The 16258-nt window shown below is 73.7% G+C and carries 12 protein-coding genes and 1 pseudogene; 11 read left to right on the forward strand and 2 right to left on the reverse strand.

Going from position 1 to position 16258, the window contains the following annotated elements:
• The 5 genes and pseudogenes from AC5LSR_RS02990 to AC5LSR_RS03010 all read left to right on the forward strand — a co-directional run.
• Positions 1-427 (forward strand): annotated as a pseudogene (locus AC5LSR_RS02990) (hypothetical protein); the annotation flags it as partial.
• Entirely contained in the window at positions 424-3117 is a 2694-nt protein-coding gene (locus AC5LSR_RS02995; RefSeq protein WP_493468120.1) for a Gfo/Idh/MocA family oxidoreductase, read from the forward strand. The pseudogene AC5LSR_RS02990 and the gene AC5LSR_RS02995, both read left to right, overlap by 4 nt.
• Positions 3114-4580, forward strand: a complete 1467-nt coding sequence (locus AC5LSR_RS03000) for a lipopolysaccharide biosynthesis protein (protein WP_250285901.1) — start codon at positions 3114-3116, stop codon at positions 4578-4580. Before AC5LSR_RS02995 ends, AC5LSR_RS03000 begins: the two co-directional genes overlap by 4 nt.
• Before the next feature lie 24 nt (positions 4581-4604).
• Complete coding sequence (locus tag AC5LSR_RS03005; RefSeq protein ID WP_250285900.1) at positions 4605-5486, forward strand: glycosyltransferase; 882 nt, start codon at positions 4605-4607, stop codon at positions 5484-5486.
• A gap of 118 nt (positions 5487-5604) precedes the next feature.
• Positions 5605-6441, forward strand: a complete 837-nt coding sequence (locus tag AC5LSR_RS03010) for a TylF/MycF family methyltransferase (RefSeq protein ID WP_250285899.1) — start codon at positions 5605-5607, stop codon at positions 6439-6441.
• A 73-nt stretch (positions 6442-6514) separates the two neighbouring features.
• Here the strand turns inward: AC5LSR_RS03010 and AC5LSR_RS03015 are convergent, their stop codons facing one another.
• Positions 6515-7201: a class I SAM-dependent methyltransferase gene (locus AC5LSR_RS03015; RefSeq protein WP_250290658.1), complete on the reverse strand. Its 687-nt coding sequence runs from the start codon at positions 7199-7201 to the stop codon at positions 6515-6517.
• Between the two features lie 97 nt (positions 7202-7298).
• On the opposite strand from AC5LSR_RS03015, the gene gmd reads away from it, so the two are divergent.
• The gene (gmd, locus tag AC5LSR_RS03020) at positions 7299-8324 is read left to right on the forward strand and encodes a GDP-mannose 4,6-dehydratase (RefSeq protein ID WP_250281208.1); all 1026 of its coding nucleotides are present in this window, start codon (positions 7299-7301) and stop codon (positions 8322-8324) included.
• Positions 8325-8475: 151 nt separating this feature from the next.
• Here gmd and AC5LSR_RS03025 read toward each other — a convergent pair whose 3' ends face one another.
• Positions 8476-9642 (reverse strand): glycosyltransferase family 4 protein, encoded by a 1167-nt coding sequence (locus AC5LSR_RS03025; RefSeq protein WP_250281206.1) that lies wholly within the window; start codon positions 9640-9642, stop codon positions 8476-8478.
• A 292-nt stretch (positions 9643-9934) separates the two neighbouring features.
• On the opposite strand from AC5LSR_RS03025, the gene AC5LSR_RS03030 reads away from it, so the two are divergent.
• From AC5LSR_RS03030 to AC5LSR_RS03050, 5 genes are all read left to right on the forward strand, one after another.
• Positions 9935-11446 carry a DUF362 domain-containing protein gene (locus AC5LSR_RS03030; RefSeq protein WP_250281205.1) on the forward strand — a complete coding sequence of 504 codons (1512 nt, stop codon included), beginning with the start codon at positions 9935-9937 and terminating at the stop codon, positions 11444-11446.
• Positions 11443-12942 (forward strand): phenylacetate--CoA ligase family protein, encoded by a 1500-nt coding sequence (locus AC5LSR_RS03035; protein ID WP_250281203.1) that lies wholly within the window; start codon positions 11443-11445, stop codon positions 12940-12942. The genes AC5LSR_RS03030 and AC5LSR_RS03035 overlap by 4 nt, the downstream gene beginning before the upstream one ends.
• Before the next feature lie 193 nt (positions 12943-13135).
• Positions 13136-14176: a glycosyltransferase gene (locus AC5LSR_RS03040; protein ID WP_250281200.1), complete on the forward strand. Its 1041-nt coding sequence runs from the start codon at positions 13136-13138 to the stop codon at positions 14174-14176.
• Between the two features lie 57 nt (positions 14177-14233).
• Positions 14234-15235, forward strand: coding sequence for a glycosyltransferase (locus AC5LSR_RS03045; protein WP_250281198.1), 1002 nt, complete (start codon positions 14234-14236; stop codon positions 15233-15235).
• Positions 15232-16239, forward strand: coding sequence for a glycosyltransferase family 2 protein (locus AC5LSR_RS03050; RefSeq protein ID WP_250281195.1), 1008 nt, complete (start codon positions 15232-15234; stop codon positions 16237-16239). Before AC5LSR_RS03045 ends, AC5LSR_RS03050 begins: the two co-directional genes overlap by 4 nt.
• Positions 16240-16258 lie beyond the last annotated feature (19 nt).

The raw sequence follows: 16258 nt of genomic DNA on the forward strand, positions 1-16258 counted from the left end.
CAGCGGCAGCGGCAGCGGCAGCGGCAGCGGGGAGATCGTCCTGCGCGTGCGTGGCGGCCCGGCCGCCGCCGGGACGGGCCGCTGGGAGCTGCGCCCGACGCACCGCGCGCTCGGCTGGCAGGACACCGTGCCGGCGCTCACCGCCGCCTACGTCGTCGACCACGAGCTGCCTATCGAGATCCACACGGACATCGAGACCGGCCAGCTGGCCGGCGTCCGGCCGCGGCCACCAGCTCGACCACCAGCTCGACCGACGGCGGCGGACCGACCGGACGCGCCGGACCAACCAGACCCAACAGACCCAACAGGCCAGCCAGGCCAACCAGAAGAAGCACCGGGCCGGTCAGGGGCGCCGGGCCGGCCGGAAGTGCCAGGCCGGGCGGCGATGCCGGGCCGGGCCGGAGCCAAGGGGGTGCAGCGGACGTGAAACAGGTGGTGCAGGCGGTCAGCGGAGGCGCGGTCGAGGTTCTCGACGTCCCCGCACCGCGGATCGGACCGACCGAGGTGCTGGTCCGTACCGCGGCGAGCATCGTCTCCCCCGGGACGGAACGGGCGGTCACCGCGCTCGCCCAGTCGGGGCTGCTGGCCAAGGCCCGGGCCCGTCCCGACCTGGTCCGCCAGGTGGTCCAACGGGCCCGGGCCGACGGGATCGGCCCGGCCGCCCGCGCGGTACGGGCCCGCCTCGGCGGGGACATCCCGCTCGGCTACAGCGCCGCCGGGACCGTGCTGGACGTCGGCGAGATGGTCGACGGGACCGGTATCGCGCCCGGACAGCTCGTCGCCACCGGCGGGGCCGGCTGGGCGAACCACGCCGAAGTGCAGGCGGTGCCCGGTCTGCTGTGCGTGCCGGTGCCCGCCGGGGTGCCGGCCGCGGACGCGGCGTTCGCGACGGTGGCCTCCATCGCCCTGCACGGGCTGCGCCTGGCCGACGTCGGGCCGGGCGCGAAGGTGGTGGTCGTCGGGCTTGGCCTGGTCGGCCAGCTCGCCGCCCGGATCGCGCTGGCCAGCGGATGCGACGTGGCCGGCATCGACGTCGCCGACCTGCCGCTGGCCGCGGCCGGCCGGGCCGGCGTCCTCACCCTGCGTGAACAGGGCGAGGCCACCACGGCCGCGGTGGCGCGCTGGGCCCGTGGGCGGGGCGCGGACGCCGTGCTGGTCTGCGCCGCCACCCGGAGCTCGGATCTCATCGGCCGGGTGCCGGCGCTGTGCCGGGACCGCGCGACCGTGGTCATCGTCGGGGACGTCGGGCTCGAGCTCGACCGCACGCCCTTCTACGACCGGGAGCTGTCGGTGCGGTTCGCCCGCTCGTACGGCCCCGGCCGCTACGAGCGGGCGTACGAGGACTGGGGGGTGGACTACCCGGCCGGCCAGGTCCGCTGGACGGAGGGCCGCAACCTGGAGGCCGTCGTCGACCTGCTGGCCACCGGCCGGCTGAAGGTCGCCGATCTGGTGACGCACAGTTTCGCCATCGACGACGCCGCCGACGCCTACGCCCTGGTCGAGAGCCGGAGCGAACCGTACCTGGCGATCCGCTTCGACTACGACGTCTCCCGGACGCTGCCGGCGAGCATCGTCCTGCCGCCCCGGCGCGGGCAGCCCGGACGGCCGGGGCTGGCCGGGCTGCCCGCGCTGTCCGGGCAGCCCGGACGGCCGGGGCTGGCCGGGCTGCCCGCGCTGTCCGGGCAGCCCGGGCCGGCCGGGGCCTCCCGGTTGTCCCTGCCGCTGCGGCTGCCCGGCTCCTCCCTGGCGGCCGGGCTCTCCCGGGCCGCCGGCGGGCTGCCCACCCTCCCCGGGCCGGCCGGGGCACGCCGCGCCGCCCGCGCCGCCCGCGCAGGCAGTGGCACACCCGACGGCAGCACACACGACAGCACACCCGACGGCAGCACACACAGCGACAGCACACACAGCGACAGCGCTCGGGCCGCCGGGCGGGGCTACGGCATCGGCTGGATCGGCGCCGGCGCCTTCTCCGCCACCGTGCTGCTGCCCGCCTTCCGGGCCGCGGGCTTCGACCGCTTCGTCACGGTCGGCTCAGCCGGTGGCCTGCGTGCCCGACGCTTCGGGGAGCGCGCCGGCTTCACGAGGATCGCCGGCGGCCCGGACGCCGTCATCGACGATCCCGACGTCGACGTGGTGGTCATCGCGACCCCGCACGACGCCCACGCCGACCTGGTCGTACAGGCGCTGGAGGCCGGCCGGCACGTCTGGTGCGAGAAGCCGCTCGCGCTGTCCTTCGACGAGCTGCGGGCGGTGGCGGACGCCGCCAGCCGCTCCGACGGCGTCCTGTTCACCGGCTTCAACCGGCGCTGGTCACCCGCGGCCCGGCTCGCCCGGGAACACCTCGACGCCCGGACGTCCCCGCTCACCCTGATCTACCGGGTAGCGGCCGGGAAGGTCGCGGACGGGCACTGGTACGCCGACCGCCGCCAGGGCGGGCGGCTGCTCGGGGAGGTCTGCCACTTCGTCGACACCTGCGCGTTCCTGAACCCGTCGGAGATCGTGTCGGTGCGGGCACATCCGGCCGGACGCGGGGGCGCACTGCTCGCCGACGACGTGACGGTCGTGCTCGGGCACGCCGACCAGTCGGCCTCGGTGATCGTCTACTCCTCCGCGCGCCCGGCGGGTATCGGCAAGGAGCGCCTGGAGGCGCTGGCCAGCGGCACGCACCTCGTCCTCGACGACTTCCGGTCGCTTACCGTCGGTGGCCGTACCGTCTGGCAGGGACGCCAGGACAAGGGGCATGAGGCGGCCGTACGCGAGTTCCACCGCCGCCTGCGCGATGCCGCCGCCGGCACGGCCGGGCAGGCGGACGGCGGCCTGGTCACCTCGGCGCACGTCCTCGCCGCCGCCGCGGCGGCAGCAGCGGACGCAACGGCAACCGTGTCGGCTGGGCAGGCTGGGCAGGCGGGACCGGCAGAGCCGGCGGGACCGGCAGAGCCGGCGGGACCGGCAGAGCCGGCGGGACCGGCGGGACCGGCCATACCCGCGGGACCGGCGGTGACCCGCGGCGGCGCCCGGCCGCCGGACCACACCGCACCCGGCACCCCGAGCGGCACGAACACCCCGAACACCCCGAACGGCACGGACGGCACGGCTACCCCGAACGCCGTGCCGTGACGACGCAGGACGCCCGGGCCGACGGCCCCGTCATGAGCACCGTCGCCAGCCCCGCCGTGGGCCCCGCTGCGAGCCCCACCGCAGACCCCGTCATGAGCACCGTCGCCAGCCCCGCCGTGGGCCCCACCGCAGGCCCTCCCGTCACGGCCCTCGGCAGGCCGTCCACGGCCCGGCACCGGCGGCCCCGGCGGCTGGCCACGCTCGCGCGCCCGGGCATGCCGTCGGGGATCGCGGTCGCCGCGGGCAACGCCGCCGCGATCCTGATCGGGCTGGCCTCGGGGATCGTGACCGCGCGTGTTCTCGGGCCGACCGCCCGGGGCGCGTTCGTGGCCACCCAGACGATGTCGGGGGTGGCGGCGGTCGTGCTGACCCTCGGCGTGACACAGGCGGTGGTGACCGGCCGTGGCAGCGACCGCGACCTCGCCGGCCCGCTGCTGGCGCAGGTCGCCGTCGTCGCGCTGGTGGCGGCCGCGCTGTTCGGGACGCTCGCGGGCGTCGGGGCCCAGCCCTGGCTGGACGGGTACGGGGTCATCGGGGCGGCGGCGGCCACCGCCGGGGCGGTAGCCGCGTCGCTGGCCTCCGGGATGGCCCAGCGCCGGTCACGGATGACCGGCGAGTTCCAGCTCGTACGGCTGCTGCCCTCGCTGGCGGGCCTGTTCCTGCTGGTCGTGGCGTGGCGCGCGGGCACCCGCGAGGTCGGTGTCTGGCTGTTGTGCTCGGGGGTGGGCGTCGCCGTCCCGGCGGTGGTGATGCTGGCGCGGACCCTCGGCGAGCCGGGCACGCCACGCCGGCCAGCCCGCTTCCTGCCGTCCCGGGCGCTCGTGCGGGGCGCTGTCGCGGCGTTGCCCACGGCCATCGGGGCGCAGGTGATCTACCGGCTCGACTCGGTGGTGGTCGCTGCCGCCCGGCCCACTTCCGACGTCGCGTTCTACGGTGTCGCGGCCACCGCCAGCCTGACCTGTACCGCGCTCGGCCAGGCGGTCGGGATGCTCGCCTTCAGCCGGCTGCGGCACGCCCACGGCCTGAACCAGCAGCGCCTGCTGATCCGACGCGGGGTGAGGTGGGCGCTCGGCGTCGCGGCCGGGGTGGCCCTGCCGGTCATGCTCCTCGCCCCCGAATTGATTACCCTCTGTTATGGTCGGGAGTTCCTACCCGCGGTGGCGCCGACCCGGGCGCTCGTCCTCGCGGCGATCCCGCTGTCCGCGGACTACCTGCTGATCCACGCGCTGCTGAGCCTGTCCGGTCAGCGCAGCGTGTACGGGACGCAGGCGCTGGCGGCTGCGCTGACCGTCGTCGGCCTGTGTGTGACCGTGCCCACCGGAAATCTCGCGCTGATCGCCGCCATGTCGATCGTCATCTACACCCTGTCCGCGGCACTGATGTTCGGCGCGGTGCTGCGGCGCACCGCGCCGAACCGCCGCGACACCGCGCCGAACCGCCCCGCTTCCGCGGAGCGGTCATGAGGAACCAGTCATGAGGAATCAGCTATGAGGAACATCGCGGTCATCGTGCACTGGGGGCCGGCCGAGCCCACCGTCGAACTCGCCTGCGAACTGGACCGCAGCGCGCTGCTGCATCGGGTGGTGGTGGTGGCCAACGATCTGTCGGAACGCCCCGCGGGCATTCCCGCGGAGATTTCCTGGATAGTCCCGTCCCGCAATCTCGGTTTCGCCGGCGGTTTTCAGCACGCCACCCGGGTCTATCCGACGGCGTCCTGCTATCTACTGCTCAACAACGACATCCGGATGGATGACGCGACGATCGGGGCGTGCCTGGACCTGCTGGCCACCGACCGGGTCGGTGTGGTCGGCCCGACGCTGGTCAACGCTCGGGGGCTGCAGTCGGGCGCCGCTGTTCTCACCCGTTTCCTCGCCGCGCCGAGGGTACTGCGAACGCCGTCCGTCGGCCAGCCGTGCGAGGCCGAATGGGTCACCGGCGCAGCCATGTTCATCAAGGCCGAATGTCACCGGGACGTGCCGATGGACGGACGCTACTTCCTCGGTTTCGAGGATGCCGACTTCTGCCACCGTGCCCGGGAGGCCGGCTGGCGCGTCATGCTCAGCCCGGCGCGGGCCTGGCACGCCAGTGGCGGGACGATCCCGGCCGGCCGGTACATCTACTACAGCGTCCGCAACAGGCTGTGGTTCGTCCGGGCCCGGGGCTGGGCACTGCGCACGGCGCTGGTGACGCTGTGGTCGATGCTGGTCCTGGTGCCCGGCACCGCCGTGAAGGACGCCGTGCGCAGGCGCGGGTACGCCTCCTGCCTGCTCGCCTTCCACGGTCTTGTCGACGGGCTGCTGCGCATGCCCGCCGAGGCGGTGCCCCTGCCCGACGAGCCCCGTCCCGCCCGCTGGGTGTCCTGGTCCTGACACCGCCTCGGCCGGTCGGCCGCGCGCGCCCCCGGAGAACCACATCCCGGAAAAGCCGCCCACCCGACGGCATCCGCACCCCGGAAAAGAGAAGTATCCCCGGAGAAGAAAAGAAGGAATGACAGAGATGACGGATCTCGACGTGTCACCGACCGTTGGAGAGGAACTTCCGCAACGGTATGTCCATCTGCTGAAGGAGGTGCTTTCCTTCTCGTTGTGGGACGGACGGGACGGCGCGGTCTGGCGCGGGCGCCGCAGCGCCCGGATTCTGCAGCGGCTGCTCGAGCGGCGGAATCTCTCGGTGGCGAGAATCGTCTCCCCCGAGGTTCGCCGCAACGGCCAGGACTGGCCCCGGCTCGCGCACACCATGGTAGGCGCCAAACGTCTGGACAACCTCCAGGAATGCGTCGAGACGATTCTGCGCGACAACGTTCCCGGGGATCTGATCGAAACCGGTGTCTGGCGGGGCGGTTCGTGCATCCTGATGCGGGGAATACTCGCCGCCCACGGGGTCGAGGACCGCATAGTGTGGGTCGCGGACTCGTTCTCGGGGCTGCCGGAGCCCGATCCCGGCCGTTATCCCGCCGACACCGGCGACCGGCACCACACGGTGGCCGAGCTCGTCGTCCCGCTGGCAGAGGTCCGGGACAACTTCCGCCGGTATGGGCTGCTCGACGACCAGGTGCGCTTCCTGCCCGGCTGGTTCTCCGAGACGCTGCCGGGTGCGCCGATCGACAGGCTCGCGCTCATGCGCCTGGACGGCGACATGTACTCCAGCACGATCGAGGCCCTGACCACGCTCTACCCAAAGCTGTCCGACGGCGGCTTCTGCATCATCGACGACTACGGTGCGGTCGAGGGCTGCCGCCGCGCGGTCGAGGACTTCCGGGCGGCCCAGGGCATCGACGCCCCTCTCGTCCGGATCGACGCCTGTGGCGCTTACTGGCGGCGGTAGGCCGGAGCCGGGGCGCCCGGCGCGGGTCACGCCGCCAGGTGGCCCACGCCGCGCGGCCGGGCGCCCGGCCGGCTCACGCCGCCCAGCTCGGCAGCGGCCGGGCCAGGAACACCGCCTGCGCGCACAGCAGGTTCGGCCGCCGCCGGGCCGCCCACCGGTCGAGCCGCCCGGTCACGCTCGACGACAGCACGTTGCGCAGCCGCCACCAGGGCAGCCCGCCGTCCGGCAGCGTCGTGACCACGTCCAGACCACTGTCACGGACCATTCGCAGGGCGGAGTCGAAGGTGAAGAACCGCAGGTGGGTGGCGTCCATCACGCCGGTCCGGGTGTATTCGAACCGGCCGCGGACGAACTTGGCCCGCTGGCTGTAGTGCAGGACGTTGGGCAGGGCCACCGCCACCAGCCCGTCCTCGGCGACGACCCGCCGGGCCTCCGCCAGCAGCCCGGCGGGGTCGGCGAGGTGCTCCAGGACGTGGGAGAGCAGCACCAGGTCGTAGGAGCCGTCCGCGGCGAAGGGCAGCCCCTTGGTGAGGTCGTGCAGGTGGACGGTCTCGCACACCTGCTCCGCCGCCGCCAGTTCGGCCGGGTCGTTGGTGATCCCGGTGACGCTCCACCCGCGTGCGGCCAGCAGCCGCGCGTTGTCACCGGCCCCGCAGCCGCAGTCGAGCGCCCGGCCGGGCTCCCGGCGGATCAGGTCGAGAAGGATCTTGTTGCCGGCGTTGCGGTATCGCAGATCGGTGGAGATCTCGGTGGACATCATACTGTTCCCCTACGTGCGGTGACGATGGAACGATGCGGGTTCACTACTATGCGCAATATATCGCGTACTTGAAGTAACAGAAAGAGGGTGTCACCGCATGCCACACGCTCTGATCACCGGCATCACCGGCCAGGACGGGCTGTACCTGGGCGAGCTTCTGCTCAGCAAGGGCTACGAGGTGTTCGGCCTGGTCCGCGGCCAGTCGAACCCGAAGGTCGCCGTGGTCGAGAAGATACTGCCCGGGGTCCGTCTCCTGGAGGGCGACCTGACCGACCTGCCGTCCCTGATCGGCGCGGTCGAGACCGCCCAGCCCGACGAGGTCTACAACCTGGGCGCGATCTCCTTCGTCGGCCTGTCCTGGCGGCAGGCGGAGCTGACCGGGGAGACGACCGGCATCGGCGTCCTGCGGATGCTCGAGGCGATCCGGATAGCCACCTCGGACGAGATGTCGCGCGTCCGCTTCTACCAGGCGTCGAGCTCGGAGATGTTCGGCAAGGTGCGCGAGACCCCGCAGCGGGAGACCACCGCCTTCCACCCGCGCTCCCCCTACGGGGTCGCGAAGACCTTCGGCCACTACATCACCGTCAACTACCGCGAGTCGTACGGCGCCCACGCCGTGTCCGGCATCCTGTTCAACCACGAGAGCCCGCGCCGGGGCACCGAGTTCGTGACCAGGAAGATCACCCGAGGGGTCGCCCGGATCGCGCTCGGGGCGCAGGAGAAGATCGCGCTGGGCAACCTCGACGCGCGGCGGGACTGGGGGTTCGCCGGCGACTACGTCGACGCCATGTGGCGGATGCTCCAGCGCGACACTCCCGAGGACTACGTCATCGCCACCGGGAAGACGCATTCGGTGCGCGACCTGCTCGACGTCGCGTTCGGCCACGTCGGCATAGCCGACTGGGGCCCGTACGTCGTCCAGGACCCGCGCTTCCTGCGGCCCGCCGAGGTCGACGTGCTCGTCGGGGACGCGTCCAGGGCGCGGGACCTGCTGGGCTGGCGGCCGGCCGTCGACTTCCGCGCCCTGGTCGCGATGATGGTGGACGCCGACCTGGCCGCCGCACGCGGCGAGCGTGACCATGAGCAACATGTCGCGCCCGCCGCGCCCGGCGGGCAGCGGTGAGCAACGTGCCGCGCCCGCCGCGGCCGCCGCGCCCGGCGGGCAGCGGTGAGCCCGTCCCCACGCGCGGCGGCAGCGTCCCGCGGAACTGAACGACCGCCAGGCCGTCACGGCCGTCACCGCGACGTCCCGGTGTCGTCGTCATGAGGAGCGCTCAGCCCGCCAGGACGCCGGGACGGGCCTCCTCGGCCGGGGCCGGCGCGTCCCGGCCGAGGAGGATCCGGCGGGTCTGCTCGGCGTAGGCCTCCGGGTCGGTCACCATCCGTGCCCATTCGCGCGCCCGCCCGCCGGACTCGGCCAGCCGGCCCCGGTCCGACAGCACCTGTCCCAGCAGCTCGGCCAGGGCCGGGGCGGACTCGTCCACCGGTGACCAGCCGGTCATCCCGGCGACGTAGGCGTCGGACGAGCCGCCGGAGAACGGCGCGACGACCGGGCAGCCGGCGAGCTGCGCCTCGACCAGCACGATGCCGAAGCCCTCCCCGCTGCTGGGTGTGCGCACCCTGGTCCGGGTGCACAGCGCGAACAGGTCGGCGGCCCCGTAGAGCCGCGCCAGCTGCGCGTCGGGCGGCGAGACGTACAGCTCGGTGTCCGCCCGGGCGAGCAGGTCGACGAGCTCGGTGGGCGCCGGGCCCTGGCCCGCCACGACCAGGCGCACCGCGCCGACGCGCTCGCGTGCCCGGCGGGTCGCCTCGACCAGCTCCGCCACGCCCTTGCCGCGCCACTCCGGCAGCCGGCAGACGGTGAGCACCACCGGGACGCGGTCCGCCGCGGCCGGCCGCGGGGTGCGCAGCAGGGTCTGCCGCCAGCCGGGGTCGATGCCGGGCGGCAGCACCGCGGGGACGCCCAGCGACAGCATGGCGCCCGCGCTGAAGCTGCTGATCGTCAGCGGCCGGGCCCGGGAGAGCCTGGTGAGCAGTGTCCGGGACAGCGGCCGGGTGCCCCAGATGTCGGTGCCGTAGAACGCGACGAACGAGCGCGACGGCCGGGCCGCGGCCGTGACCGCCGCCGCCACCGGGATGAGGCCGGGATGCCCCACCAGCAGGCAGCGGATGGGCGCGTGGCGCCGCGCGGCGAGCACGGCGCGGGCGGCGAAGTCGGCCTTTGCCGCAAGCGTGGGGCGGCGGCCGGGGGCCAGCAGGTCCACCCTGCGTACCCGCGCGCCCGACCCGTCGAGTGCCCGTTCGACCGTGGCGAGGTAGCGCTCGATGCCGCCGCCGAGTCCCAGCGACGGGGCAAGTAGCAGAACGTCACCGGCCTGGCCGGTATGGCCCGCATGACCGGCCCGCCGCGCGCGACGATCATTACGTATGGAGTTCATCATGTCACACATTGTGCTCGAGAAAGGTGCGGAACCGACGACACCGGCAGCACCGACGCGCCAGCCCCGAACGCGCGCAGTGCCGCCACACCCCGACCAGGGCGCGGCTTCCCGGTGATACGACACACCCGATCCAGTCCTCGCATTCCGTAGTAGAGTCGTTACTCTGAGGTTAGATGCACCACCGTCCGCTATCTACCGACCATCCACTCGCAGGCCGGTACGCGCGACACCCGACCGCCTCGGCCGTGGCGGCACCCCCACGGCCGAGGCACTCCTACCGATAAGGCCGGACATGCCGGGAATGCCAGAGAACATCACCGCCCCGTACCGGGTGGCGGTCACGCGGACGCGGACGGCGTCCTATCCCGACGTCGTCCCCTTCTCCCCGGACACCGCGTATCCCGAGTACGCGCACGGGCACCTCGGCCCGGCGGCGAACCCGGTGTACGCCGGCGTCCGCCGGGCCCTGGCACTGGCCGGGCTGGACGCGGCGAACGTGGACACCGCACGCTGGAACCCGCTGGCCGGCCTCGTCCCCCCGGGCGGGACGGTCGTGCTCAAGCCCAACCTGGTACGTGAGCGCCACCCGCGGGACCCGCAGGGCTGGCGGTACGTGCTCACCCACGGCTCCGTGGTGCGCGCCGTCGCCGACTACGCGTTCGCCGCGGTCGGGAGCGCCGGCCGGGTGGTGATCGCCGACGCGCCGCAGACCGACTCGTCCTTCACGGCGATCGTGAGCCTGCTCGGCCTGGACGAGCTGCGCCGGTTCTACCGGGAACGCGGGCTGCGCCTCGACCTGGTCGACCTGCGCCAGGAGGAGTGGACCACGGTCGACGACGTCGTGGTGGCCCGCCGCCGGCTGCCGGGCGACCCCGGCGGCGCGATCGCCTTCGACCTCGCCGCGGCCAGCGAGTTCGTCGGCCACGGCGGCGCGGGCCGCTACTACGGGGCCGACTACGACAGCCGGGTGGTGAACTCCCACCACAGCGGCGGCCGGCACGAGTACCTGCTCTCCGGCACGGCCCTGCGGGCCGACCTCGTGGTGAACCTCCCCAAGCTGAAAAGCCACAAGAAGGCCGGGATCACCCTCGCCCTGAAGAACCTGGTCGGGATCAACGCGGACAAGAACTGGTTACCGCACCACACCGAGGGCCGGCCCGGCACCGGCGGCGACGAGCATCCCAGCCGCAGCTCCCGGCACTCGCTCGAGCGGGCCGCGGCCACCAGGCTGCGCCGGGTGGCCATGCTCTCCCCCCGCCTGGGCGGCGGCATGCTGCGGCTGGCCCGCCACCGCGGCAGCCAGCTGTTCGGGGACGGCGACACCGTGGTACGCAGCGGTAACTGGTGGGGCAACGACACGGTGTGGCGCATGTGCCTCGACCTGAACAAGATCCTGGAGTACGGCCGGCCGGACGGCACCGTGGCCGACACCCCGGACCCGGGCCGGCGGCACATCGTCATCGTGGACGGGGTGATCGCCGGGCAGCGCAACGGCCCGATGAACCCCGACCCGCTGCCCGCCCGGTTACTGGCCTGCGGGACCACGCCGGCCGCGGTCGACGCGGCCGCGACGTACCTGTTCGGCTTCGACCCCGACCGGGTGCCCGTGGTCCGCCAGGCGTTCACCTGCCGCGCCCTGCCACTCGCCCGTGGTGACTGGCGTGACATCGAGATCATCTCCGACCACGGCCCGTGGCAGGGACGCCTCGGCTCACTGCCGGTCGAGACGGTCCTGCGGGCCGAGCCGCACTTCGCCTGGCAGGGGTACGTCGAACATCGGCCACCGCCGGCGGTGGCCCGATGACCCGGGCCCGGGCGGTCCCACCGGCGTCCCCACCGGCGTCCGCATGGACGTGTTCCCGGACGGCCGCCAAGGCGGCCGCGCGGGCGGTCCCGGCGCGGGCGGGCTCGGTGTTCGGCTCCCGGGCGGCCGCCGCCGTGTTCGACGCCGCCTGCGCCAGCCCGCTGGTGCGCGGCCACCTGCGCACGCTCGCCAGGCTGGAGGCGGCCGACGCGGCCGAGGTCCACCAGTGGCAGGTGTCCCGGCTGGCCCGGTTCCACCGGCGCTGGGGCCGGTCGGTGCCGTACTACCGGGAACGCCCGGAGTATCTCCAGGCCTGCCTGGAGGGCCGGCTCGACGGGCTTCCGGTGCTGGGCAAGGAGACCGTCCGCGGCCTTGCCGGCTCCTTCACCGGCCCTCGGGTGCCCGCCCGGCGGGTCACCACCGGCGGCACCGGCGGGCAGCCGCTGGACCTGCGGATCTCCTACGCGTCGTTCTTCACCGAGTGGGCCCACATCGCCCACGTGTGGGGACGGGCGGGGGTGCGGCCGACCGACCCGAAGATCACTTTCCGGGGCGGCAGCCTCGGCGCGGGCTTCGCCGGCCGGCCCGTCCTGTTCCAGCCGACGTACAACCACTTCCTGGTCTCCCCGTTCCACCTGTCGGACCGGACCTTCGCCGATCTGCTGGAGCGGCTCGGCGACTTCCGCCCGGTGGCCATCTGGGGGTACCCGTCGGCGGTCACGCCGTTCGCCCACTGGGTGGCGCGGACCGGGCCGCACCGCGCGCTCAGCCGCGTCCGCGCGGTGCTGCTGGCCAGCGAAGGGGCCTTCGACTGGCAGGTGGCGCTCTTCCGGGAGGTCTTCGCGGCACCGGTGGTCCGCTGGTACGGGCAGAGCGAGAAGGTGGTGTTCGCCGGTGAGTGCCCCGCCCGCCCCGGCGCCTACCATCTCGCCCCCACCTACGGCCTCACCGAGGTCGTCGACGGACGGATCGTCGGCACCGGGATGACCAACGCCGCCATGCCGCTGGTGCGCTATGACACCGAGGACGCCGGCACCCTGCTGCCCGCCGGCCCGCACGGCGCCCGCTGCGTGTGCGGCTCGTCGTTCCCGGTGCTCACCGACGTCCGCGGGCGCTGGGACCAGTCCCTGGTCTACGGGGCGGACGACGAGCCCATCTCCACCGCGGCCCTGAACTTCCACGACAGCGCCTTCGCCGTCTTCGACCGGTTCCAGTTCCGTCAGGAGCGCCGCGGCGAGGTGGAGCTGCGGGTGGCCGCCGCCCGGCCGCCGGGGGCCGGCGACCTGGCCCGGGCCCGCCGCCTCCTGCAGGAACGGGTGGGCGACCGGCTGCGGGTGTCGGTGACCGTCGTCCCCCCGGAAACGCTGCTGAGCGCCCGCGGCAAGGGGGTGACGGTGGACCAGCGTTACCAGCCGGCCCGGCCACCGGCGCGGGAAACGCGGGAAGCGCGGGAACAGCGGTGGGCACCCGGGAGCGCCGACGTGCCCGGCACATGACCCGAAGCGGCCCGGCCGGCTCACCCGGCCGCCGCCGGCGGGTTTCCGGGACCCTCCCGTTCCCGTGGAACCGCCAGTTCGCACAACCGGCCGGCTCCCGGACCGGAGGCCTTCCGGACCGGGTGTTTTCCGGGCCATCCGATTGCCGGGCCGGGAGTTCTCCGGGCCGGCCGAGGAGAGAAGTGGGGCGATCATGGACGTCACAACCGGATTCGGAACCACGGGGACGCCGCCGCCGGCGGACGACGGACCCGTCCTCGTCGACTGCGCCGGTGCCCGCATGGGCGGCGCGCTGCGTTTCCTGCTCGAGCTCGACGGGCATCTGGCCAGGGTCGAGCGCCCCAACGTCCGGGTGATCGGACGCGACCGGCCGATCACCGCGACCTGGCTCGCCCGGCGGGAACGGCTGGGGCGGTTCGCCCGGGTGATCTCCCTGAACAACGTCGGGTTCGCGGCGACCGCCGGCTCGCGTTACGTGCTGCTGCGCAATCCGCTGCACTTTCTCCGGCCGGCCGAACTGGAGCTCATCGGCACCCGGCTGGACTCCCGCATGGCCCGTCAGACCAGGATCGTCCGGCAGGCCGCCCGCCGCGCCGACTTCGTGGTCGTACCGGCCGCCAGCATGGCCGAACGGGTTCTCGACGCGGTCCCGGACCTGGTGTCCCGGCTGACCGTCCGCCCGCATCCGCTGTCGATGCCGCAGGCCGCCCCCGCCCAGCCGCGCGAGCCGCACCTGCTGCTGTGCCCGGTGCTGTTCTCGCCGTGGAAGGCCATGGCGACGTTACTGCGCCTGGTCGACCAGGCGGTCACGACGCTGGCCGCCGAAACCGGCGCCGACCTGCGGGTCGTCGTCACCGCCACCCGCGAGGAGGCCACCGCCGACGGGCTCGGCCCCACCGGCCGCCTGGACTTCGTCGGCCGGCTGACACCGCAGGAGCTGACGCACCACCAGAACCGGTGCCGGGCGCTGATCTACCCGACGCGGATCGAGTCGTTCGGATATCCGCTGGCCGAGGCGCGGCTGGCCGCGCTGCCGGTGGTGGCGCGCAACATCGCGCACAACCGTGACATCGCCGGTCCCGTCCTCGTCCCGTACCAGCGGGAGGAGCCGGCGGAAATCGCCGCGGCCATCCACCGCGCCCTGAACACCACCTTCGTCCCGGAGCCGGTCAACCCGTTCGACCCGGACCGCTATTTCAACTGGCTGCTCGGCGCGCCGGAAAAAGCGGCCTGAGAACCCGGGTACCGGCCCACCCGAGAAAACCGGGAACACACATGAGAACCAGAGAACATGAAGACTGAGAACACCGGCACCGTCCTCGTCGACTGCGCGGGCGCGCGGATGGGCGGCGCCCGGCGGCTGCTTCTCGAGCTCGAGAGCTATCTCGTGGACAACCGTCGCCCGGACGTCCGCGTCATCGGCCGGGACCAGCCGGTCAGCCCGGCCTGGCTGATCCAGCGCGAACGGCCGTGGAGGCACCGCCGGGTGGTCTCCCTCAACAACGTCGGGTTCGTGGTGACGCCGGCCCGGCGCTGGCTGCTGCTCCACCAGCCGCAGCACTTCCTGGATCCCGAGGAGATCAGGAAGCTCGGCGGCCGGGTCGACCGGGAGATCCCGTGGCAGGCCCAGGTGGTGCGCCAGGCCGCCCGCCGCTCGGACATGATCGTGGTGCCGACCACCGGCATGGCCCGGCGGGTCGCCATGACCGCCCCGGATCTGTCGTCGCGCATCTCGGTACGCCCGAACCCGCTGTCGATGGCACCCGAACCGGTCACCGGCCGCAGGCCCGAGGTCTTCCTGTGCCCGGTGCTCTTCGCCCGGTGGAAGCGGATGGGCGACATCCTGCGGACCGTCGACGAGGCGGTGGACATCGTCCGGCGCGGCCACCGGACGGAGATCGAGGTGCTGGTCACCGCGACCCCGTGGGAGGCGCGTGCCGAAGGGCTCGGCGACGCGCGCCATCTGCGTTTCATCGGCCGGATCACGCACACCGAGGTGGCGCGGTACCGCCGGCGGTCGTGGGCGACCATCTACCCCACCCGCATCGAGTCGTTCGGCTACCCGCTGGCCGAGGCACGGCTGGCGGCGCAGCCGGTCGTCGCCCATGACACGCCGCACAACCGGGAGGTCGCCGGCGGCGCCCTCGTACCGTTCACCCAGGAGCATCCGGACGACATCGCCGACGCGATCCGGCGGGCGCTGGAGACCCGGGTGCCACCGGAGCCGGGCAACCCGTTCGACCGTGACCGTTACTTCGACTGGATGCTGGGCGCGACGGAGGCGACGTCATGATCCGGCCCGCGGCGCGGCCGTCCCGGTCGCCGGTGCCGTACGCGGCCCCCGCCACAGCCGGCGCGGCGCTCACGCCGCCACCGGGGTCCGTGCCGGTCACCGCGATCATCCTGGCCCGGGACGAACGCCGGGACATCGCCCGGGCGGTCCGCTCGGCCGGCTGGTGCGCCCAGGTGGTGGTCGTCGACTCCGGCTCCACCGACGGGACACCGCAGATCGCCCGGGAGCTGGGCGCCACCGTGTGGGAACAGCCCTGGCGCGGCTTTGCCGGCCAGCGCGAATGGGCCATGCGCCAGCCCGGCGTCCAGCACGACTGGGTGTACTTCCTCGACGCCGACGAATGGGTGCCCGTCGCGCTCGCGGCGGAGATCGCCGAACGGCTCGGCCGGGAGGACTGCGCCGCCTACACCCACCGGCGCCGGTTCTTCTTCCTCGGCCGCTGGATAGCCCACTGCGGGTGGTACGCCAACAGCTGGCAGGCCCGGCTGCTCGACCGGCGGTCCGCCTCGTTCGCCACCGCCGAGGAGTTCAGCGAACGCCCGTCGGTCAACGGCACGATCCTGCCCCTCGAACACGACGTCATCGACCAGGACAGCAAGGGCCTGGCCTGCTGGCTGCACAAACACATCACCTACGCGGAGCTGGAGGCACGCCGCCGCGGCACGTCTAGCGGACCGTTGCGGCAGCTCCGGCGGGTGCTCGGCCCCGACCGGGCGACGAGCAGCAGGCCGCTGTCGCGGGCCATCGCCCGCGACGTCGTCCTCCCCCTGCTGCCCTGCAAGATGGTGGTGACGTTCGTCTACATGTACGTGTTCAGGAGCGGCTGGCGGGACGGCTGGCAGGGGCTGGCGTTCTGCCTGCACCGGGCCTGGCACGAGAAGATGATCCGTCTGCTGGGCACCCCCGCGGCGGCACCGCAGGAAGCCGTCTACCCCCTGGATACCGCGCCCATTACGCCCATTACACCCACCGCGACAGCCACCGTCCTGTCGTCGGCACAGTGATCGGCGCGGCCCCGCCGGG

The organism is Protofrankia sp. CiP1_Cm_nod4, from assembly GCF_982290645.1.